Below are 22,482 nucleotides of genomic sequence, written 5' to 3' on the forward strand. Positions count from 1 at the left end.
CAACCACAGGGTTAGCAGTTATAAATGCACTATCCACCACGGACAGGGTGTATTCCAATCTGCAATGCTGTGTGTTTACAGGGCCTGACCGATGTCGGCAGGCCCTGGATTTTCATTAATGCAGGGTATTAATTAAAGTCGCGAGCGGCGACAGATTGCACTTTCCAGAATCCATCTTCTTTGACCATGCAGTCAATAACTGTGTGTTTCTTCTTCTTGCCAAATTCAATATAGACGTTCACGCAAACCGGATCGGTATCACCTGCAACGACGGTAACAAAATCAGCCCAGTCATCGCCGATGTACTGAGACTTTGTGAATATGTCTGCATCGTAAAAAGGATCATCGCTATAGTCGGCCTCCTGCGTGCGGCGCAATTTCTTCATCGTTGATGCTGTAACGTATTTATCGATTTCATGACTGTCTGTGATCGGGAATTTATCCTCGTTAATTTGTTTCACGTACCACTTATTGAACGCAACAGCTTGCTTTTCTGGATCGCTGTCCTGGGCTATGGCAGATGCGGCTATGAATATGAGTAGTAATAATTTTTTCATATTAGTAGTGCCTGTAAATGGTGATTTTTGGCTGAATTTCTCGATAGCGAGGGCCAGGGTATAAAGTGCGCTGCGTAAAATCAGAATACCAGGTACCAGAACCATCATAAATGCAGGCGTGCCCGTACTGACTCGGCCCCGGTAGTGCCTCCATAACAGCTATATCGCCTTCAATTGGCGTCCCATAAACTTTGGTAAAGCCTGCATTCTCAAGTGAGCGCCAAAAATTTTTTGCATCAGCATCTTCCACGCGGATGCCACCGGCGCGAATTGCTGCAGCAACCGCTCTGGCGCAATGACCACCACTTTTGAGATGAGAGTGCTGGCGAGCATATAAAACTGCATCGTGCGGTTTCCATGACACTATTCTATTTCCTTATTAAGTGAACGTGAATAACGCATGTTTTACACCTGTTTTTGATAATTGTTTGTATTTTAGGGTGAGATGATATTAACCACTATCCATGCAATCAATATAACTCTTTTTAGTTATTTGAAAATTTAATGCTCGCTATTTTGTTTTTTATTGAAGAAATAAAATCTGCACAAACAATTATTCCCGGATTTTCTCCCACCCTTACAGCAGTAAACTGGGCCTTTCGCTGCTAACTGCTCCTGCAATTGTTGGTGTTTTTTATAAGAGTGCATACTGAAAATTAACCAAAAATATGTTAAGCCTGTTTTTCACGCTATTTTGCAAAATATTTTGAACGGATGTTAATCAGTATGCTTTTGTCTGATGTCCACTCGAATCCATTATTTGCATGAATACCTAAACCAAGTTACTATACCCCCCTACAGTATCCAGCGGGAGGGCGTATGCCACATTCACCCGAAGACAAAAAACGCGTTTTGACTCGCGTGCGTCGCATCCGGGGGCAGGTTGATGCCCTGGAACGTGCGCTGGAGTCCGGCGAACCCTGCCTTGCCATTCTGCAACAAATCGCGGCGGTCCGCGGTGCAGCGAACGGCTTGATGGGCGAGATGGTCGAAATTCACCTCAAAGATGAGCTGGTAACGGGGGAAACCACCGCCGACCAGCGTGCGGTGCGTATGGCGGAAGTCGGTCATTTGCTGCGCTCTTATCTAAAATAAAACACAGGCATCACATAAAGGAAATCAATATGAAATCACGTGCAGCTGTCGCATTTGGCCCCGGCCAGCCGTTGAAGATCGTTGAAATTGACGTCGCGCCGCCGAAGAAAGGCGAAGTGCTGGTCAAAATTACCCATACCGGTGTGTGTCATACGGATGCATTTACCTTGTCCGGTGACGACCCAGAAGGCGTATTCCCGGCAGTGTTGGGCCATGAAGGTGGTGGCGTAGTGGTCGAAGTGGGCGAAGGGGTCACCAGTCTGAAGGCGGGCGACCACGTTATTCCTTTATATACCGCTGAATGCGGCGAGTGTAAGTTCTGTAAGTCCGGCAAAACGAACCTTTGTCAGGCCGTTCGCACCACTCAGGGTAAAGGCCTGATGCCCGATGGCACCACGCGTTTTTCCTACAACGGCGAGCCGATTTATCACTATATGGGCACCAGCACGTTCAGCGAATACACGGTCTGTGCAGAAATTTCTCTGGCCAAAGTTAACCCACAGGCGCCGCTGGATAAAGTCTGCCTGCTGGGCTGCGGCGTGACCACCGGTATTGGTGCGGTACATAACACGGCGAAAGTGAAAGAGGGCGACACCGTTGCGGTGTTTGGTCTCGGCGGAATCGGTCTGGCGGTGATTCAGGGGGCGGTTCAGGCAAAAGCCGGACGTATTCTGGCCGTTGATACCAACCCGGAGAAATTCAAACTGGCGGGTGAAATGGGCGCGACCGATTTCATCAACCCAAAAGATTATGATAAACCGGTTCAGGACGTCATTGTTGAACTGACCGACGGTGGCGTAGACTTCAGCTTCGAATGTATCGGCAACGTCAACGTGATGCGTTCCGCACTGGAATGCTGTCACAAAGGCTGGGGTGAAAGTATTATCATCGGCGTGGCCGGTGCGGGTCAGGAAATCAAAACCCGTCCATTCCAGCTGGTGACCGGTCGCGTATGGCGCGGTTCAGCATTTGGCGGCGTAAAAGGGCGTACTCAGCTGCCGGGCATGGTGGAAGAGGCGATGGCCGGGAAAATCAATCTCGATCCGTTCATTACCCACCGTTTGCCGCTGGAGCAAATCAACGAAGCCTTCGATCTGATGCACGAAGGAAAGTCGATTCGTACCGTCATACATTTCGGCAGCAACTAATTATTCTGCCAGCGGTTTTTGCCGCTGGCACTTCCTGCATTTTCTTCTCTAAAGTGTGACCCATCTGGCGATTTTAGCCGTAATCAAATTTCCCGCCGTGCCGATGACTAATTTACAGGCGTGTTTATACGCATTTACCTATAAGAGAGTCGACGGTCATGGACAACACAAAAACGATGCGAAGCCCGCAAACGCTTAGCTTCCTGCATCATATCCGGCTGGTTCCGCTGTTTTCCTCAATTCTCGGTGGCATCATTTTGTTATTTGCGTTGAGTTCGGCTCTTGCAGGGTATTTCCTGCTGAAAGCCGATACGGATCTGCAGGATGTCACGTCAGAAATTCAGGTGCGCACGGGGTTGTCGAACAGTTCTAACCATCTGCGTACCGCGCGTATCAATATGATCCATGCCGGTGCGGCGAGCCGTATCGCTGAAATGGACGCGATGAAGCAGAATATTTCAGAAGCCGAAACGCGTATCAAGCAGTCTCAGGAAAGCTTCGCGGCGTACATGAATCGCGCGGTGCGTACACCTGCTGACGAAGCGCTGGATGGCGAACTGAAAACGCGCTTTGATGCTTATATCGCCGGGCTGCAGCCGATGCTGAAATATGCCAAAAACGGTATGTTTGAAGCCATCATCAACCATGAGAATGAATCCGCCCGTCCGCTGGACGATGGCTACAATGAAATTCTGCTGAAGGCGATTAAGATCCGTACCGACCGCGCCAATGCGCTGACGTCCGACGCCCATAAACGTACCCAGCTCGGCCTGATGTTTATGGTTGGAGCGTTTGCACTGGCGCTGGTGCTGACTGCGATGACCTTCGTGGTGCTGCGCCGTACCGTGATTCATCCATTGCAGCGCGCGGCGCGTCGCATCGAGCAGATTGCGAAGGGCGATTTGACGATGGCGGACGATCTGACCGGTCGCAGCGAAATTGGGCGTCTCACCCGCGATCTGCAAACCATGCAGCACTCGCTGGTCAACACCGTAGGCACTGTGCGTCAGGGGGCAGAGCAGATTTATCGTGGTACCAGCGAGATATCCGCCGGTAACACCGATCTCTCTTCCCGTACTGAGCAGCAGGCGGCTGCGATTGAGCAGACTGCCGCCAGTATGGAAGAGCTGACCGCGACCGTGAAACAAAACGCCGATAATGCCCATCATGCGAGCAAACTGGCGGAAGACGCATCCGGGAAAGCCAGCCGTGGCGGCCAGATGGTCTCTGGCGTGGTGAAAACCATGAGCAATATTTCGACCAGTTCGAAGAAAATCTCTGAAATTACCGCGGTGATCAACAGCATTGCCTTCCAGACCAATATTCTGGCGCTGAATGCCGCTGTCGAAGCAGCGCGCGCGGGTGAACAAGGACGCGGATTTGCCGTCGTCGCCAGCGAAGTCCGTACTCTGGCCAGTCGCAGTGCGAACGCCGCGAAAGAGATCGAAGGGTTGATTAACGAATCCGTGACGCTTATCGATCAGGGTTCTGGCGAAGTGGTTGCCGCCGGAAACACCATGAATGAAATCGTCGAAGCTGTTAAGCGTGTCACCGATATCATGCTGGAAATCGCTGCCGCATCCGATGAGCAAAGCCGTGGGATTGTTCAGGTGAGTCAGGCGATTTCTGAGATGGATAAAGTCACGCAGCAGAACGCCTCGCTGGTGGAAGAAGCTTCTGCAGCGGCGGCGTCCCTCGAAGAGCAGGGTGCGCGTCTGACGGAAGCGGTGGGAGCGTTTCGTCTGAATGGTGTTACGACAGGACGTGGGAATAAGAGTGCGCCAGTTACCCAGGCTGCGCCATTGCGCCAGACTGCGGTTGCAAGTGGGGATAACTGGGAAACGTTCTGAGCGGGTAAAAGTCGGGTGGCGGCTGCGCCTTACCCGACCGACAAAATACAAAACCAGTAGGCCCGCGCAAGCGTAGCGCCGCCGGGCAAAAAAAAGGGGCCAAGTGGCCCCTTTTGCTTTGTATCGTTATGACTTATCCGGCAAAGCGTAGGCAATAATGTAATCGCCCCTGTCCGGCGACTGGCGTGCGCCACCCGCGTTAATGATGATGTACTGTTTACCGGTTTTCGGTGAGACGTAGGTCATTGGGCCAGACTGGCTACCCACTGGCAGACGGTCTTTCCAGATCTCTTTCCCGGTGGCAGTATCAAACGCGCGCAGGTAGAAATCCTGAGTGCCCGCAAAGAACAGCAAACCAGACTGCGTTGACAGCGATGCCCCCAGCGTCGGCATGCCGATAGGGATTGGCATATGCATGCGAATGCCCAGCGGACCGGTATCTTCAACCGTACCGACAGGAACCTGCCACACCAGTTTACCGCTTTTCAGATCCACGGCTGACATGGTGCCGAACGGTGGCTTCTGGCATGGAATGCCCAGCGGAGAGAGGAAGCGCTCGCGCATTGCCCCAAACGGCGTGCCGTCCATCGGTACGATACCCATCTCGATGCCGCTGGCGTTTTTTGCCACGTTTGCGCGCGGCACCATGTAGTTTGCCAGGCCCAGACGCATATCGTTGACGAACATCAGACCGTTGTTCGGATCAACCGACACGCTGCCCCAGTTCATCCCGCCAAGCGAGCCAGGGAACTGCAGCGATCGGTCAAGGCCCGGAGGGGTAAAGACGCCCTGATGACGCATCTCTTTAAACTGAATGCGGCACAGCAGCAGATCGACCGGCGTCGCGCCCCACATGTCGGATTCCGTCAGTGTCTGGTTGCCAATCATCGGCATGCCCACGGAATACGGCTGCGTCGGGGAGTAACGTTCACCTTCAATATTACCTGCCGGGACCGGACGCTCTTCGACTTTCGCCACCGGTTTACCGGTTTCGCGGTTGAGCATAAAGATCATGCCCTGTTTACTGGTTTGCACCAGTACCGGTGTGGTGCCACCTTTTCCGTCAGGCAGATCGTACAGCAGCGGCTGAGAAGGCAGGTCAAAATCCCACAGATCGTGGTGAGTGGTCTGGAAGTGCCAGCGCACCTGACCGGTCGTGGCATCGACGGCCACTATCGATGAGCTGTATTTATCGTCCAGCGCGGTACGTTCGCCTGCGTAGAAATCTGGCGTGGCGTTACCGGTTGGCAGATAGATCAGGTTCAGTTTGGCGTCGTAGGACATGGCAGACCACACGTTCGGCGTACCGCGCGTATAGGTCTGGCCTTCCGGCGGCAGGCCGGTCAGCTCAGGGTTGCCTGGGTCCCATGCCCACGCCAGTTTACCGGTGTGCACGTCATAGGCACGCACCACGCCCGGCGGTTCACCGGTGGAGAAGTTATCCGCCACGCGTCCACCGACGACGACCACATTCCCGGCTACCAGCGGCGTTGACGTTTGCTGGTAATAACCCGGTTTGATTTCACCCATACCAATGCTGAGATCAACCACACCGTGCTCACCAAAGTCTTCGCAGACTTTACCGGTATCGGCATTGATGGCAATCAGGCGCGCATCGGTGGTTGGCAGGAATAGGCGACGGGAACAGGCGGCAGGGGGAGTGTCGCTTTGTGACGTTGTCACGACACTGTGATCTTCAAAGAAGCCAAGACCACGGCAGCGCTGCCAGTTAGGCGCAGTCGCTTTCGAATCGTAGCGCCATTTTTCTTTACCGGAATCGACATCCAGCGCCAGCACTTTGCTGTACGGCGTGCAGACAAACAAGGTGTCACCGATCTGAAGCGGCGTATTCTGGTCTTCTGCGCCGGAACCGTTGCTGACCGGGATGTCTCCCGTGTGCGCGGTCCAGGCTACTTTCAGTTCACCGATATTTTGCTTATTGATCTGATCAAGTGCGGCAAAACGGTCGCCGTGGGTGGTGTTACCCCAATGCTCCCAGTTTTTCTGCTCTTCGCCTGGTGCGACCGGTTTCACCGGCACCGGCTCATTCGCGGCGACCAGGGTTTGCGGTTTAAACATCCAGCCGACACTGACCAGCATGACCACTGCCAGCACAGCCGCAAGGGCAAATGCCGGTTTTGTGTTAGCCGGTTGATGGCTGTTGGCTGCACGCAGGAACGGCCAGACGATGGCACATAAAAATGCCAGCACCGCCAGGGTAAACAGACGCGAGAACAGCGGCCAGAAATCCCAGCCTGCATCGCTGACTGCCCAGAACAGCGACGCGATAAACGCGATGGCATAGAGCACGATGCCGCTGTTGCGATTCATCAGAATTAAACCGGCGGAGATCAACATCACTACGCCTACTATCAGGAAGTACCAACTTCCGCCTACGGTGGCGAGCTTAAAGCCCAGACCACCGATCGCCAGTCCGATGATGGCCATCAGAACGACCAGGAGCCACTGCAGGAGTCTCGGAACCCCGCGCGGCGCGCTGCCAAATGCCATGTCTATCTCCTTAAAGACCTCGTATTCATCCGACTGCAATGGCGTTACGTTTGTACCAAATGGATAATCGAATACGGATTTAATGATGATTTATACGATGAATACCGCTTGTACGGCTTTTAAATCCACGTGATGAAATGGTTTGCGAACCATTTGGTGAATTAGCAGCTATGATAAATCTGTTAAATTGTTTAGCGCAATTGTTAATAAATAATTTCGCATTATTTGATTAAACAGATTAAAAACCCGTCATAGCGACGGGTGCGGGGAAGGCTGAAAGCTGAAAATTAGACAGGCATCGACTTACGAATGGCGCTCAGCAGGGATTGTGCGCCCGAGGAGAGCGGAGAGTCTACGCGGGTTAGAATACCAATCGGTTCACCGGCTCCCGGCGAAGCAACGGGCAGAGCGATCAGCGTACCCTGGCGTAAATCTTCTTTCACTGCGCCGGAGGGGACGAACCAAACGTAGTCATAATCTACCGTAAGCTGACGCGAAAGCGAGGCTGACAGCGTTTCGATACAACCGGACGGCAGCTTGCAGCCCTGCATTTGCAGCATCACTTCGGCATTATGGCGGGGAACCGTACCTTTTGGTGACACAACGACGGGCCATTCCATCACCCGGCTCAGGGTCACCGTATCATGCAACAGAGGATGATGAGGGCGAACCACCAGCTTGAGCGATTCCAGGAACAACAGTTCGTAGTTCAGACCGCCCATCAGCTCCGGGTCAGACATGCGTCCAATTCCGAGATCCAACTCGCCAGACTTTAAACCGGCCAGCAGCATTGTGTTATTCATGGTCGCCACTTGAAGCGTGGTGTTTTTTTGCTGCTTATGAAACTGTCCGATGGCTGAGGGCAGAATACCCAGTGCTGCCGTTGGCAAAGCACCTATGCGCACGACATCCGTTGGCTGATCGTCTTTGCGACTCAGAGCCTGACCGGCGGTATTCAGGGCGTCCAGTACTTTGACGGCGTGCGTCAAAAATTGTTCGCCGACGAGAGTGAGTTGAGCGCCGAGCCGCCCGCGATCGAACAGGCGTGTTCCGGTCAATTGTTCCAGTTCGTTCAGAGTCTTCGAAAGGGCTGGCTGGCTAAGATTAAGAGTTTCAGCCGCGCGCCCCAGCGTTCCCTGTTGAGCGACGGCCACAAAAGTGTGCAGATGGCGCAAGCGTATGCGCTGACTAAACAAACCATTTTTTTCCATATGCGATGTTAAGAACAGAGCCATGCGAGTGACAAGGAAAGATGTTTAATTTTGATAACCTGATAGCAAAATATTATTAACATTTGATCTATTTGAGTTACAAGATATTTTTCATACCCACATTCTTCTCTTATTAAGGCGACAGGCGTCAAAAGCGCAGGGAATGACCACTTGTCTGCCAGGATCACAAATCGTAAATTCTTCCCCCCAACGCGGATGGCCTTCTCTACACTCCAGGTAATATTCACTGGAGGCATGACATCATGGCGAACACCATCACGGCTGATGATATTCGGGAACACTTTTCGCAGGCTATGTCAGCGATGTACCAGCAGGAAGTTCCGCAGTACGGCACATTGCTGGAACTGGTCGCGGATGTGAATCTGGCGGTACTGGAAAACAACCCGCACTTACATGAACAACTCGCCAATGCGGATGAGCTGGCGCGTTTGAACGTCGAGCGCCACGGGGCAATCCGCGTGGGCAGTGCGCAGGAACTGTCCACTCTGCGGCGGATATTTGCCATTATGGGCATGTATCCGGTCAGCTATTACGATCTTTCCCAGGCAGGCGTTCCGGTACACTCCACGGCGTTTCGCCCGATTGATGATGCAGCGCTGTCGCGAAACCCTTTCCGCGTTTTCACCTCGTTACTGCGTCTGGAACTCATCGAGAATGTTGAACTGCGTAAACGCGCCGCTGAAATTCTCGCGCAACGCGCCATTTTTACTCCACGTTGCCTGGAACTGATTGACCTGCATGAGTCCGAAGGGAAATTTACTGAAGCTCAGGCGCGTGAGTTTGTTCGTGAAGCGCTGGAAACGTTCCGTTGGCATCGCCACGCTACCGTCGATCAGGAAACCTATCAGGCGCTGCACAATGAACATCGCCTGATTGCCGATGTGGTCTGTTTCCCTGGCTGTCATATCAACCATCTGACGCCGCGCACCCTCGATATTGACCGGGCGCAGGAGCTGATGCCGAAGTACGGCATTGAACCGAAGATCCTGATCGAAGGGCCGCCGCGCCGCGAAGTCCCTATATTGCTGCGCCAGACCAGTTTTAAAGCGCTGGAAGAGCCGGTGCTGTTTGCCGGGGAACATAAAGGCACGCATACGGCGCGTTTTGGTGAGATTGAACAGCGTGGGGTTGCGTTAACGCCGAAAGGCCGCGAACTGTACGATCGTCTGCTGAATGAAGCGGGTACGGGGAAGGACAACCTGACGCATCAGCTGCATTTGCGTGATGTGTTTCAGACGTTTCCGGACAGTGAAATGTTCCTGCGTCGTCAGGAACTGGCGTATTTCCGCTACCGTCTGACGCCGACAGGCGAGGCGCACCGCCAGGCATTCCGGGCAGGTGACGATCCGCAGCCGCTGATTGAACGTGGGTGGGTAGTGGCGCAGCCGATTACCTATGAAGATTTTCTCCCGGTGAGCGCGGCAGGAATTTTCCAGTCTAATCTCGGGAATCAAACCCAGGCGCGTAGCCACGGAAATTCAAGCCGTGCGGCATTTGAGACCGCGCTTGGCTGCGAGGTGTTCGACGAATTTGAGCTGTATCAGCAGGCGGAAGACCGCAGTAAACGGCGTTGCGGTTTGCTCTGAAATCGCTACTCTGCTGGGGTGTGAAGGAAAAAGAAGGTGATTATGGAACATTCCTCGACCCCAGTGGTTACCACGCGCCAGGGTGCGCTGAGCGGTTTTACCGATGATGATGTACACGTCTGGTGCGGTATTCCGTATGCCGCACCGCCCGTTGGTGCGCTGCGCTGGCGATCGCCACAACCGCTTGAATCCTGGGACGGTATTCGTGTGGCCGATACGATTTCGGCATCCAGCTGGCAAAACAGTGATTATTGCCGCGAGCTGGGCGGGGGCGACCCGGGGCGCTTCTCGGAAGATTGTCTCTATCTCAACGTCTGGTCTCCAGTAAAACGCAGTGAGCCTCTGCCGGTGATGGTTTGGTTGCACGGTGGCGGATTTACGATCGGAGCAGGTGGCTTACCGCCTTATAACGGCAAAGCGCTGGCGCGTCGCGAGGTGGTTGTCGTTACCATCAATTATCGGCTCGGGCATCTTGGCTTCTTTGCTCATCCGGCGCTGGCAGGCGAAGAAGCATCTGTGGTGCATAATTTCGCCCTGTGCGACCAAATTGCCGCGCTCAAGTGGGTGCGGGACAATATTGCCGCGTTTGGCGGCGATCCGAATAATCTGACCTTATTTGGCGAATCTGCCGGGGCGCGGAGCGTGCTTTCGCTGCTGGCTTCTCCGCTGGCTAAAGGACTGTTTCACAAAGCGATTGTGCAGAGCGGTTACACGCTGCCCGATACGCCGCGCGAGCAGGCGTTGCAAAAAGGCGAAGCGCTGGCGGCACATTTTGGCTTAGAAAATGCCACCGCAGAACAACTTCGCGCGATCCCGGCTGAAGCCTTCTGGCCACTGGCTGCACCGCTGAACATTGCGCCTACGCCGATCGTCGGTGATTGTGTGTTGCCCGAACCGATGCTGGATGTGTTCTTTGCGGCCCGTCAGCACCCGGTTCCGTTGATGATTGGCTCAAACAGCGATGAGGCCAGCGTCATGGCGGTGTTTGGTATCGATCTTGCCGGACAAATTCAAAAACTGCGCCGTGAGCGTCGATTTGGTCTGGGGCTGATCAAGCTGCTGTATCCCGGGGTGAAAGGGGATGAAGAGCTGGGACGGCAGGTGTGTCGTGATATGGCGTTTACGACCATGGGATTTGTGGTGATGCAGGCCCAGCAGCGCGTCGGCGAACCTTGCTGGCGCTACTGGTTTGATTATGTGGCAGAGGCGGAGCACGACACTTATCTGAATGGGGCATGGCACGGGAATGAAGTGCCGTATGTTTTTGATACGCTGGGGAACATTGAACCTTCATGCCAGTATGTGAACGAACGCGACCTGGCGTTCGCCGCGCAGGTGGCCGATTACTGGGTAAACTTTGCCCGTCATGCGAGCCGAACCTGCGATGCGTTACATGGTCCGACGCGCTGGCCTGCCTGTCGCAAAGGTCGAGACGTATTGTTGCGCATCGGTTTGAATAAACATGCAGGTTTTCGGCTGGAAAACCGTTTCATGCGTGCCCGGATGAGTCTGTTTAAACGGGTGATGAAGCATCATGTGAGCCTTGATTAAGCAAGCACGCACGAAATGCGGCCAGTCCGGCGGCTTTCGCGCGTGATTCCCTTAAAACCAGCCGGTAACTGGCCCCGGTTTTGACGCTGGTGTCAAAAGGGCGCGCCAGACGTCCGGCTCGAATATCCTCTTCAACCAGCGTTTCGTCAGCGATGGCCACACCAAGCCCCTGCATCGCGGCGGTAATAGCCAAATCCATCGTGTCGAAATGCTGATTCCTGTGCATCGAAAGGGGGAGCTCTGCCTGTCTGGAAAGCCACAGTGACCAGTCCGTTTTGTCCCGCGTTGGATGAAGAAACGTCAGACTATCCAGCGGAGAATGCATACGCAGTGGGCTCATCACCGGCGTGAGTGCCTCTTCAAAAAGCAGATCGCCCGCGCTCAAATGGGTGCCAAAGACGATCGCGGCGTCATAAGATTCGGTTTTGAAGTTAACCGTATGATCGGTTGTGGTCGTCAGCGCAATTTGCAGTTCGGGCTGATCGCGCTCGACTTCAAGCAGCCGTGGGACCAGCCAGCGCATAGCGCACGTTGGTACTTTCAAACGCACTACCGTTTGCTGAGCGCGTGCTTGCTCGGCCACGGTAAGCAGATGTTCGAATGCAGCCTGTAAGTCTGGAAGCAGGGCGCTCCCCTGAGATGAGAGCCGTAATCCACGCGCATGGCGTTCAAAAAGCGGAAAGCCGAACCAGGTTTCCAGGGTGGCAATTTTACGGCTAACGGCACCCTGAGTGAGACACAGCTCTTTCGCGGCGTGAGTGAGATTCAGATGACGGGCGGTGACCAGAAAGGCGTCAACCGCATTGTGCGGAAACGAACGGCGCGACATAAACACTCCAGGTATGCATTTTTATCATGCCGCTCATAACACCTGAGCTTGCGGAGTCTGTCAATTGGCGAAAAATAAACCCGCCGGTTGGCGGGTTTTTTTATGATGCGCAGAATTAGAACTGATAAACCAGACCTAAAGCCACGATGTCGTCAGTTGCGATGCCAGCATCTTTATAGAACTGATCGTCGTTGTCCAGCAGGTTGATTTTATAATCAACGTAGGTAGACATGTTTTTGTTGAAGTAATAGGTTGCGCCGATATCAGCGTATTTAACCAGATCTTTATCTGCATTATCGCCGTTGTAAGTTAAGTCCTTACCTTTAGATTGCAGGTAAGAAATCGCAGGGCGCAGACCGAAATCGAACTGGTACTGTGCAGTCACTTCGAAGTTCTGAGTTTTGTTAGCCACGCCGCCGATGTCGTTATTATCGGTGCTACCGTAAACGGTCATGTTACGGGTTTCTGAATACATGGTTGCCAGATAGATATTATTGGCATCGTATTTCAGACCAGCAGTCCATGCATCGGCTTTATCGCCTTTTGCCATGTAATCACTGGCGCTATTTTGTTGCGCGTTGGTACGATCAGATGAAGCATAAGCTGCACCTGCGCTGAAGCCCATGCCGAAATCATAGGTAGAGGAGATGCCGAAACCATCACCGTTCTCATGACGCGCATCGCGACCATTACCATTGTTGGTGCCTTCGTTACCGTTGCCCGCACTTTCGTTATTACCCTGATACTGCAGGGCAAAGTTCAGGCCGTCTACCAGACCATAGAAGTTGTTGTTACGGTAGGTAGCAACGCCGTTCGCACGGCTGGTCATGAATACGTCAGCCTGAGAATAAGAGTCGCCGCCGAACTCTGGCAGCATATCGGTCCAGCCTTCTACGTCGTAAAGAACGCCGTAGTTACGACCGTAGTCGAATGAGCCGTAGTCACCGAATTTCAGACCCGCGAAGCCCAGACGGGTCCAGGACTGGTTTGAAGAACCTTCAGTGTTGTTGGCCTGAACGTTGTATTCCCACTGGCCGAAACCGGTCAGTTGGTCGTTAATCTGAGTTTCACCTTTGAAGCCGAGACGAACATAGCTCTGATCGCCATCTGCAGAAGTGTTGTCAGAGAAATAATGCAGACCATCGACTTTACCGTACAGGTCCAGCTTGTTGCCGTCTTTGTTATAAATCTCTGCCGCGTGAGCTGCGCCTGCTGCCAGCAGAGCAGGGATAACGAGTGCCAATACTTTTCTATTCATTTTTTCATTCCTTAGAAAGGTTTTTATTATGATTTGAAATGAACTTTTGCCCATAACAAGAATCACACGAATCCTAATATTGTTTTGAATGTCCCGGCAATTAATATGGTCCGGTAAAATGTTAATATTTAATTCAAAATTAACCAAATGAAATCTTAATTAATATAAGTAATGAGTTAACCAAATTCATTCACTGTATTTATTTATTTTGAATTAACAGTGGTGTTGTTTTATTCTGATTTTACTTGTTTTGATGCAACGCTTTTAATATTTGTGATCGTTATTTGAGTTTTAAACAGAGAAATAATTTCAGCTTTCTTCTGGCTCGTAACGCTATCTAACGCATTGAGCCATGCATTTTCGTCATGACGCTTATGACAACAATTCGGTTGTCGTCTCGGTAACCTTCTTGTTGAATAGTTATGCAATATCCACGCGAAAGGATTGATGATGACTCTGCATACTCCGGTGCAAACCCGCTCTAAACTGCCTGATGTTGGCACCACTATTTTTACTGTTATTGGGCAACTTTCCGCTCAACATAACGCCATCAATCTTTCTCAGGGGGCACCTAATTTCTCCTGCGATCCGAAACTCATCGCGGGCGTGACGCGTGCAATGGAAGCAGGGCACAACCAATATGCCGCCATGACAGGCCTGCAACCACTCAAAGAACGCATCGTCGATAAAATTGCCTCCTTGTATGGCACACGCTATGACGCCAGCAGCGAAGTGCTGATCACTGCCAGCGCCAGCGAAGGGCTTTATTCTGCGATCAGTGGTCTGGTGCATCCCGGTGATGAAGTGATTTATTTTGAGCCGTCTTTTGATAGCTATGCGCCGATTGTCCGCTTACAGGGTGCAACGCCTGTGGCGATTAAACTGACGGTGCCGGATTTTGCCGTGGACTGGAATGAAGTCCGCGCGGCGGTGACGTCCCGCACGCGGATGATCATCATCAACACGCCGCACAATCCGAGTGGGCAGGTATTTTCAGCCGCAGATCTGGAACAGCTGGCAGCGATTACCCGCCAGACAGACATCATTATATTGTCTGATGAAGTGTACGAACACGTGGTGTTTGATGGCCAGCCGCATCACGGAATGGCCACGCACCCGCAGCTTGCGGAGCGCAGCGTGATCATTTCATCCTTTGGAAAAACCTATCACGTCACCGGCTGGCGCGTGGGATATTGTGTCGCTCCGGCTGAACTGATGGACGAGATTTGCAAAGTGCATCAATTTTTGATGTTTTCTGCCGATACTCCGATGCAGTACGCTTTTGCGGAACACATGGCCGATCCGCAAACCTGGTTGTCGCTGTCGGCGTTTTACCAGCGTAAACGCGATTTGCTGCAAAATTTACTGGCGGAGTCGCCGTTCCGTCTGCTGCCAAGCGCGGGTTCTTTCTTCCTGCTGGCCGATTACAGTCACTTCAGCGACGAAAGCGACAGCGAGATGGTCAAACGACTGATCGTTGAATCCGGAGTAGCAACCATCCCGCTGTCGGCGTTTTATACAGACGGGACGGATAACAAATTGATCCGCCTCTCTTTTGCAAAAGATGAGGCAACATTACGGGCAGGTGCGCAGGCCCTGTGTCGGGTTAAACCACGCTAAGGAGTGTTGAGATGAAATTTAACGCATTAGTTGTCGGCATGGGATTGCTGTGTTCATTTTCTTCCTTCGCTGCGACTGAGCTGCGCTATGGCCTGGAAGCAGAATATCCACCGTTTGAAAGCCGCAATGCGTCGGGCGAACTGGAAGGATTTGATATTGATCTGGGTAAGGCAATTTGCAAAGCCGCTGAGCTGAAATGCAGCTGGGTAGAGACCTCATTTGATGCGTTGATTCCAGGGCTGATGGCCAAGAAATTTGACGCCATTAATTCGGCGATGAACATCACCGAACAGCGCCGTCAGAGCATTGACTTCACCCAGCCAATCTACCGTATTCCTTCGCAACTGGTAGGAAAAGAAGGGAGTGGCGTTGAAGCGACGCCGGAAGGTTTAAAAGGTAAAACGATTGGCGTGCTGCAGGGTTCTATTCAGGAAACCTATGCTAAAGAGCACTGGGAAAAACACGGTGTCACCGTGGTGTCTTATAAAGATCAGAATATGGCCTGGGGTGACTTGCTGAACGGTCGTATCGACGCCTCGCTGGTGATGTCAGCGGCCGGGCAGGCAGGTTTCCTCAGTAAGCCGCAGGGGAAAGGGTTTGGCTTTATTGGCAAACCAGTGTCAGACGACACCATCCTCGGCAGCGGGATCGGTTTCGGGCTGCGTAAAGGTGATGAGGCCACCAAAAAACAGCTCGATGCGGCCATTGAGAAAGTCCGCGCTGACGGAACGATCGACACACTGGCGAAGAAATACTTCCCGGGTATCGATGTCAGCGTAAAATAATAATATTGCGCCTGATTTGCCCCCGATGCAGATGTCCATCGGGGGCTTTTTATTTAGGGTAATTCTGTTTTTCTAAACAATTAAGCTCATTCCCCTCGACAGAAAATATTTCTCGCTTTGCTCAGATATTCGCCGCTCAACAATTGGATTCTTAACCGTTTTTGTTTAGGCTGTGCGTTCTTTCTTGCCGTCGTTTCGCTGCCCGCGAAACTCATTCACACGACCATAAGGACGTTTTCCCAGGCATGAATCGCAGACGTTTTTTAAAAGGCTCGCTGGCAATGGCTGCGCTGAGCGGTACCGCTGGACTCTCATCGCTGTTTTCCCGCGCGGCATTTGCTGCTGAGTCGGATATTGCCGACGGTCAGAGCCGCCGCTTTGACTTCTCTGTCCTGCAATCGATGGCACACGATCTGGCGCAAACACCGTGGGGCGGGGCTCCGCGTCCACTGCCTGAAACGCTGGCCACCATGACGCCGCAGGCGTACAACGCCATCAAGTACGATGAGAAACAGTCTCTGTGGAACAATATCGAAGACCGTCAGTTAGACGTGCAATTCTTCCATATGGGAATGGGTTTCCGCCGTCGTGTGCGCATGTTCTCACTCGATTCCGCGACGTCCCAGGCGCGTGAGATCCACTTCCGCCCGGAGTTGTTCAGCTACAACGATACGGATGTCGACACCAAACAATTGCAGGGGCAGAGCGATTTAGGTTTTGCGGGTTTCCGCGCGTTTAAAGCGCCTGAACTGGCGCGACGCGACATCGTGTCTTTCCTCGGTGCGAGCTACTTCCGCGCGGTTGATGATACCTATCAGTACGGACTGTCCGCGCGTGGCCTGGCGATCGATACCTTTACCGACACGCCGGAAGAGTTCCCAGATTTCACTTCGTTCTGGTTTGAAACCGTCAAACCGAACGACACCACCTTTACCGTCTACGCGCTGCTCGACAGCCCAAGTATCACCGGTGCCTATAAGTTCGTGATCCACTGCGAGAAGAGCCAGGTGATCATGGAGGTGGATAACCATCTGTACGCGCGCAAAGACATCAAGCAGCTTGGCATTTCGCCGATGACCAGTATGTTCAGCTGCGGCAATAACGAACGCCGCATGTGCGACACCATTCACCCGCAAATCCACGACTCCGATCGCCTGGCGATGTGGCGCGGGAACGGGGAGTGGATCTGCCGTCCGCTGAACAACCCGCAGAAACTGCAGTTCAACGCTTTCCAGGATAAAAACCCGAAAGGCTTTGGCCTGCTGCAGCTGGACCGCGATTTCTCTCACTATCAGGACATCATGGGCTGGTACAACAAACGCCCGAGCCTGTGGGTCGAGCCACGAAATCAGTGGGGCAAGGGCAGCGTTGGCTTGATGGAGATCCCAACCACTGGCGAGACTTTGGATAACGTAGTCTGCTTCTGGCAGCCAGAAAAACCTGTTAAAGCGGGCGATGAGCTGGACTTCAAATATCGTCTCTACTGGAGCGCGCAACCGCCGGTCCGCTCGCCGCTGGCGAACGTCTTTGCCACCCGTACCGGCATGGGCGGTTTCCCGGAAGGCTGGGCGCCGGGAGAAAACTATCCGAAAGTGTGGGCGCGCCGCTTTGCCATCGACTTTGTGGGTGGCGATTTGAAAGCCGCTGCACCGAAAGGTATCGAGCCGGTCATCACTCTGTCTAACGGCGAAGCAAAACAGGTGGAAATCCTTTACGTTGAACCGTTCGACGGCTATCGCATTTTGTTTGACTGGTATCCGACCAACGACTCCACCGATCCGGTTGAAATGCGCATGTTCCTGCGCTGTCAGGGGGAGGCGATCAGCGAAACCTGGTTGTATCAGTATTTCCCGCCTGCACCGGATAAACGCAATTACGTTGACGACCGCGTGATGCGCTAACGCTGAAAATCCCTCTCCTTTTCTGGGGAGAGGGAAAGTGTGAGGAATCATGACTGCCATTCCCGTTGAAATCATTCCCGTTACCGACCGCATCGAACTGCGGGCCATCGACGAGCGCTATACCAGCGAGCTTCATGCGCTGGTAATTAAGAACAAAACCTGGCTGCAAACGGCGTTTGACTGGGCGCAGTATGTTGGTACGCAAGACGATACGCGCAAAAATGTGCTGAGCAATCAGATGCTGCATCAGCGTGGCTACGCCAAAATGTTCCTGATTTTTCAGGACGAGACGCTAAAAGGTGTGCTGTCGTTCAATTCTATCGAACCGACGAATAAGACGGGGTATATCGGCTACTGGCTGGATAAAGGCAATCAGGGGCAAGGTATTCTGTCGCAATCTTTGCAGGCGTTTATGCGTTACTACGCGGCGCGCGGGGAAATCCGTCGTTTCGTTATTAAGTGTCGCGTGGGGAATGAGCAGAGTAACCGCGTGGCAGTGCGCAACGGTTTCACGCTGGAAGGGTGCCTGAAAGAAGCCGAGTTTTTGAATGGCGAATTTCAGGACGTGAATACCTACGCCAAAATTATTGGCCTATAGCGCGCCAAGCAGCGGTGTACGGGTGATTCGCTGCTGCCCGTTGATCACTTTCTCGCCGCGCAGATGGATGTTATCCCCGCCAAAAGCTTCAATCACCGCATCGTCGGTAATCTCGATTCGATGCTCGATCAGCACATCGCCGCTGATTCTGGCCCGTCCCTGAATCACCACTTTGTCGTCAATCATGATTGGCCCGCCGCGTAGCCACGCCTGGCCGCCAATCAGGACATGATGTTTGATAATCACATTTCCCTCGATGACCGCATTTTCCGCCACCTGCGAGCTGTAGCGCAGAGTGGGAATGGCGTCATCGTCGCGGCCCGCAATGATTCGGGCATTGCCGTAAACTTTGGCGCAATCGCAGATCCAAACGTTGTTGAGATCATTTCCTTCGATGAGCGCGTTCTCAAATACCTCGGCGCGATGTTCGATGAAAGCAAAATTGACCATCGCATCCCCGTAGATTTGCGCCTGATGGACAATGCGAGACTGGCTGACGGTGGCGTTATCGTAGATTTTCAGAACCTGTTCCCGATCCGGTGTCAGGCCAAGCGCCGCTATGATGGTGCTTTGATGCAGAACGCGTGCGTTGCCGTAAAGATGGCAGGTGCCGCGCACTTCGGAGGATTGAATAGTGACGTTGTCACTTAGCTGCGCGCCGTGGCTCACCTGCGAACCCTCCACCCAGCTGTTATCACCGATTTTCGCCGCATGGCTAATCACGCAGGGCTGTGTAATGCGCGCGTTATCGCAAATTTGTGCCTGGGCAAAGACAACGCTGTTTTCGTCGTACACCCAGCAGTTGCCGTCATGAGACAGGGCACTTTCATCCTCCAGCCAGCCGCCTTTGGTCCCGGCGGTGACATCGCTGAAATCACGCTCGGCAATAATCTGGCGCAGGGTCACGCTCGCTTTTCCCTCGCCGTTCTGCCAGTGATAAAGGCGGGTTTCGTCGCTGAGTCGGTATTTTTTCATTACAGTCTCTCTGCTCATCATCTTCATTAAACGTAGCAAACTTTACGCCTTCTGAAGTACTGGCAACCGAGTCTGAAACCCCTTAAACTAGCATTTCAAATATAATTTATACTTTAAAATTAATGCATAAAAGACACAAATCTGAACAGATTCTTAACTTACCCTTCGGCTACTTCGGCATGGTATTAGGGACCATTGGCATGGGTTTCGCCTGGCGCTATGCCAGCACTGTCTGGCCGGTTTCACACTGGCCGGGTGAGATTCTGGTGTCGCTTGCAATGGCTATCTGGTTTTTGCTGACCCTGGCATTCATTACCCGCGCCGTGCGCTTTCCGCATAGCGTGCTGGCGGAGATGCGCCATCCGGTGATGAGCAGTTTTGTAAGCCTGTTTCCCGCTACCACGATGCTGGTAGCGATGGGTTTTGTTCCCTGGTGTCGTCCCGTTTCGCTGATGTTGTTTGGCACTGGCGTGGTGGTGCAGCTGAGCTATTCCGCCTGGCAGAGCGCCGGGTTGTGGCGGGGGAAACATCCTGAAGAGGCCACCACGCCGGGCCTGTATCTTCCGACAGTTGCCAATAACTTTATCAGCGCGATGGCCTGCGGTGCGCTCGGGTTCCACGATGCCGGGCTGGTGTTCTTAGGCGCTGGCGTCTTTTCCTGGCTGAGCCTTGAACCTGTGATTTTGCAACGCCTACGCAGTGCCGGTGAACTGCCTGCGGCGCTTCGCACCTCGCTCGGGATTCAGCTGGCCCCCGCACTGGTGGCCTGTAGTGCCTGGTTGAGCGTTAACGGCGGCGAGGCGGATACCTTCGCTAAAATGCTGTTTGGCTACGGCCTGTTGCAGCTGCTATTTATGCTGCGCCTGATGCCCTGGTATCTTTCGCAGCCGTTTAATGCCTCTTTCTGGAGCTTCTCGTTCGGCGTGTCCGCGCTCGCCACCACCGGGCTTCATCTGGGGCAGAGCAGTCCGACGGGCTTTTTCCACGCCATCGCGGTTCCGCTGTTCATTTTTACCAACTGCATCATTGCGCTCTTACTGGTGCGTACCTTCATTTTGCTGGTGCAGGGAAAACTTTTAGTTCGTTCAGATAAAGCCACGCTTATGCACGCTGAGGAAAAGAAATGACTCACTTTGATGAAAACTACTTTACCGAAAAATACGGTTTGACCCGCACGCACTCGGATGTGGTCTACAGCGCCGGGATCGTCAAACCGGGAAAAACCCTGGATCTGGGCTGTGGCAATGGTCGCAACAGTCTGTTCCTGGCCGCCAATGGCTATGACGTGACCGCCTGGGATAAAAACCCGATGAGTATCGATAATATCGAGCGCATTAAGGCGGAAGAAGGGATCGAAAATCTGCAGGCTTCGGTTCAGGATTTGAACAGCCTGAGCTTTGACGGTGAGTACGATTTTATTCTCTCGACCGTGGTAATGATGTTCCTGGACGCTAAAACCATTCCTGGGCTGATCGCGAATATGCAACGTTGCACCACGCCAGGAGGCTATAACCTGATTGTGGCGGCAATGGACACGGAAGATTACCCGTGCACTGTCGGGTTCCCTTTTGCGTTTAAAAGCGGCGAACTGAGCCGCTATTACGAAGGCTGGGAGCTGTTGAAATACAACGAAGACGTCGGTGAGTTACACCGCACCGACGCCAACGGTAACCGCATCAAGCTGCGTTTCGCCACCATGCTGGCGCGCAAACCGGTTTAACGGGCGGCCAGCAGGCAAAGTTGCAGGGCGGTTTTGTACGATGCCTCGAACGACGACAGCGGCAAGAACTCAAACTTTGAGTGGAAGTTATGCGCGCCGGTGAAGAAGTTCGGGGTCAGCAGGCCTTTCGCCGACAACGCTGCGCCATCGGTGCCACCGCGCATTGGCGTCGGTTTTGGCGTAATGCCGAGTGATTCCATCGCTTCAAACATCAAATCAATGGCGCGTCGGTCTTCGCCAATCGCATTGCTGATATTGCTGTAAGTGTCTTCGATGTGGTGCTCGACGCGGGCGGTGGGGTGTTGGTCAGCAATGTGGCTCGCAACGTCAGCGATTTGCTGTTTACGCGCGGCAAAACGGTCTTTGTCGAAGTCACGGATATTGGCTTTAAGCGCCGCTTCGTTCTGTCCGGCCTGAATGCCGTTAAACCAGATGTATCCTTCGCGCCCCTCGGTGCATTCCGGTGTTTCTTGTCGGTCGAAATGGCTGATGAAGTCCATCGCCATCAGCAGCGGATTTACCAGTACGCCTTTCGCCGACATCGGATGGGCGGTCACACCGGTAAAGCGGATTTCTGCCGCAGCGGCGTTAAAGTTCTCGTAAACAATTTCGCCAATTTCGCAGCAGTCGATGGTCCAGGCGAAATCAACGTCGAAGCGTTTGAGATCCAGCGCTTTCGCGCCGCACAGACCGATCTCTTCATCCGGCACGAAGGCCACCACAATATCCCCGTGCTGATGTTCCGCCGTCAGGTTTTCCAGCACCGTCATTACTACCGTCACAGCGGCTTTATTATCTGCGCCTAATACGCTGGTCCCGTCGCTGAAAATAATCTCTTCATCTGGGTATGCCAGTATTTCCGGATGCTCATTCACGCGTAACCAGATCTGTTTCTCTTTATTCAGGCAGAGGTCTTCTCCTGCAAATCTTAATATTTGTGGATGAATATCCGGTGTTAATCCGACGTCAACCGTATCAATATGGGTAATAAAACCAATGCGCGGCGCGTCGCTGACTGTCCCTTTTTTGACGGCGGTGACGGTGGCGAATTCATCGATCACGATGTCGCTCAAACCCAGTGATTCCAGCTCTTTCGCCAGTTCTCGTGCCATCTCATGCTGACCGGGCGTAGAGGGCAGCGTTTTGCTTTTCGGATCGCTCTGGCTGGTAATAGCCAGGTAGCGATAAAAGCGTTGGGTTAATTGACTGGAGAGTGAGAGCGCCATAGTGATTCCTTCTTTATTTGTATTATCAGGTGTTTGCATC

General features: G+C 53.0%; 19 protein-coding genes. 11 read left to right on the forward strand and 8 right to left on the reverse strand.

The genetic code is table 11. The features are described from left to right. Positions 1-128: 128 nt before the first annotated feature. Both JBO43_RS01025 and JBO43_RS01030 read right to left on the reverse strand, forming a co-directional pair. Positions 129-557 carry a DUF3828 domain-containing protein gene (locus tag JBO43_RS01025; protein ID WP_103948997.1) on the reverse strand — a complete coding sequence of 143 codons (429 nt, stop codon included), beginning with the start codon at positions 555-557 and terminating at the stop codon, positions 129-131. A gap of 1 nt (position 558) precedes the next feature. Next, positions 559-921 carry a CHAP domain-containing protein gene (locus tag JBO43_RS01030; protein WP_095281966.1) on the reverse strand — a complete coding sequence of 121 codons (363 nt, stop codon included), beginning with the start codon at positions 919-921 and terminating at the stop codon, positions 559-561. A 455-nt stretch (positions 922-1,376) separates the two neighbouring features. Between JBO43_RS01030 and JBO43_RS01035 the strand changes: the two genes are divergently transcribed. The 3 genes from JBO43_RS01035 to JBO43_RS01045 all read left to right on the forward strand — a co-directional run bounded on the left by JBO43_RS01035 (position 1,377) and on the right by JBO43_RS01045 (position 4,650). Next, entirely contained in the window at positions 1,377-1,652 is a 276-nt protein-coding gene (locus tag JBO43_RS01035) for a metal/formaldehyde-sensitive transcriptional repressor (RefSeq protein WP_032610935.1), read from the forward strand. 29 nt (positions 1,653-1,681) lie between these two features. Further along, on the forward strand, positions 1,682-2,800 hold the full coding sequence (locus JBO43_RS01040; protein ID WP_202673517.1) for an S-(hydroxymethyl)glutathione dehydrogenase/class III alcohol dehydrogenase: 1,119 nt from the start codon (positions 1,682-1,684) through the stop codon (positions 2,798-2,800). 158 nt (positions 2,801-2,958) lie between these two features. Continuing rightward, entirely contained in the window at positions 2,959-4,650 is a 1,692-nt protein-coding gene (locus JBO43_RS01045) for a methyl-accepting chemotaxis protein (RefSeq protein WP_095281968.1), read from the forward strand. A gap of 126 nt (positions 4,651-4,776) precedes the next feature. Here JBO43_RS01045 and JBO43_RS01050 read toward each other — a convergent pair whose 3' ends face one another. Then, positions 4,777-7,161 (reverse strand): membrane-bound PQQ-dependent dehydrogenase, glucose/quinate/shikimate family, encoded by a 2,385-nt coding sequence (locus tag JBO43_RS01050; RefSeq protein WP_202673518.1) that lies wholly within the window; start codon positions 7,159-7,161, stop codon positions 4,777-4,779. Between the two features lie 287 nt (positions 7,162-7,448). Then, the gene (locus tag JBO43_RS01055) at positions 7,449-8,372 is read right to left on the reverse strand and encodes a LysR substrate-binding domain-containing protein (protein ID WP_095284267.1); all 924 of its coding nucleotides are present in this window, start codon (positions 8,370-8,372) and stop codon (positions 7,449-7,451) included. A 263-nt stretch (positions 8,373-8,635) separates the two neighbouring features. Between JBO43_RS01055 and hglS the strand changes: the two genes are divergently transcribed. Together hglS and JBO43_RS01065 are read left to right on the forward strand one after the other, a co-directional pair. After that, positions 8,636-9,979 (forward strand): 2-oxoadipate dioxygenase/decarboxylase HglS, encoded by a 1,344-nt coding sequence (gene hglS / locus JBO43_RS01060; RefSeq protein ID WP_202673519.1) that lies wholly within the window; start codon positions 8,636-8,638, stop codon positions 9,977-9,979. 42 nt (positions 9,980-10,021) lie between these two features. After that, positions 10,022-11,530 (forward strand): carboxylesterase/lipase family protein, encoded by a 1,509-nt coding sequence (locus tag JBO43_RS01065; RefSeq protein ID WP_095281971.1) that lies wholly within the window; start codon positions 10,022-10,024, stop codon positions 11,528-11,530. Here the strand turns inward: JBO43_RS01065 and JBO43_RS01070 are convergent. Next, a complete protein-coding gene (locus JBO43_RS01070; RefSeq protein WP_103948991.1) occupies positions 11,493-12,359 on the reverse strand; it encodes a LysR substrate-binding domain-containing protein in 867 nt (288 codons plus the stop codon). The genes JBO43_RS01065 and JBO43_RS01070 overlap by 38 nt on opposite strands. 115 nt (positions 12,360-12,474) lie before the next feature. After that, on the reverse strand, positions 12,475-13,617 hold the full coding sequence (gene ompC / locus JBO43_RS01075; protein WP_103946306.1) for a porin OmpC: 1,143 nt from the start codon (positions 13,615-13,617) through the stop codon (positions 12,475-12,477). 450 nt (positions 13,618-14,067) lie between these two features. On the opposite strand from ompC, the gene JBO43_RS01080 reads away from it, so the two are divergent. The 4 genes from JBO43_RS01080 to rimL all read left to right on the forward strand — a co-directional run bounded on the left by JBO43_RS01080 (position 14,068) and on the right by rimL (position 18,521). Further along, positions 14,068-15,237: a pyridoxal phosphate-dependent aminotransferase gene (locus JBO43_RS01080; RefSeq protein ID WP_103946305.1), complete on the forward strand. Its 1,170-nt coding sequence runs from the start codon at positions 14,068-14,070 to the stop codon at positions 15,235-15,237. A gap of 11 nt (positions 15,238-15,248) precedes the next feature. Continuing rightward, positions 15,249-16,022 carry an ABC transporter substrate-binding protein gene (locus tag JBO43_RS01085; RefSeq protein WP_095281975.1) on the forward strand — a complete coding sequence of 258 codons (774 nt, stop codon included), beginning with the start codon at positions 15,249-15,251 and terminating at the stop codon, positions 16,020-16,022. Between the two features lie 245 nt (positions 16,023-16,267). Continuing rightward, positions 16,268-17,923, forward strand: coding sequence for a glucan biosynthesis protein D (locus JBO43_RS01090; protein WP_095281976.1), 1,656 nt, complete (start codon positions 16,268-16,270; stop codon positions 17,921-17,923). 58 nt (positions 17,924-17,981) lie between these two features. Continuing rightward, the gene (gene rimL, locus JBO43_RS01095; RefSeq protein ID WP_095284269.1) at positions 17,982-18,521 is read left to right on the forward strand and encodes a 50S ribosomal protein L7/L12-serine acetyltransferase; all 540 of its coding nucleotides are present in this window, start codon (positions 17,982-17,984) and stop codon (positions 18,519-18,521) included. Here rimL and ydcK read toward each other — a convergent pair. Then, complete coding sequence (gene ydcK, locus JBO43_RS01100; RefSeq protein ID WP_202673520.1) at positions 18,516-19,496, reverse strand: YdcK family protein; 981 nt, start codon at positions 19,494-19,496, stop codon at positions 18,516-18,518. The two genes, rimL and ydcK, sit on opposite strands and share 6 nt — an antisense overlap. Before the next feature lie 122 nt (positions 19,497-19,618). On the opposite strand from ydcK, the gene tehA reads away from it, so the two are divergent. Further along, entirely contained in the window at positions 19,619-20,623 is a 1,005-nt protein-coding gene (gene tehA, locus JBO43_RS01105) for a dicarboxylate transporter/tellurite-resistance protein TehA (protein ID WP_202673521.1), read from the forward strand. After that, on the forward strand, positions 20,620-21,216 hold the full coding sequence (gene tehB / locus JBO43_RS01110) for a tellurite resistance methyltransferase TehB (RefSeq protein WP_103946301.1): 597 nt from the start codon (positions 20,620-20,622) through the stop codon (positions 21,214-21,216). Before tehA ends, tehB begins: the two co-directional genes overlap by 4 nt. Here the strand turns inward: tehB and pepT are convergent. Next, on the reverse strand, positions 21,213-22,442 hold the full coding sequence (gene pepT, locus JBO43_RS01115) for a peptidase T (RefSeq protein ID WP_202673522.1): 1,230 nt from the start codon (positions 22,440-22,442) through the stop codon (positions 21,213-21,215). The two genes, tehB and pepT, sit on opposite strands and share 4 nt — an antisense overlap. Between the last annotated feature and the right edge of the window lie 40 nt (positions 22,443-22,482).

The sequence above is a fragment of the Lelliottia jeotgali genome (genome assembly GCF_016771845.1).
Taxonomy (GTDB): Bacteria; Pseudomonadota; Gammaproteobacteria; order Enterobacterales; family Enterobacteriaceae; genus Enterobacter; species Enterobacter jeotgali.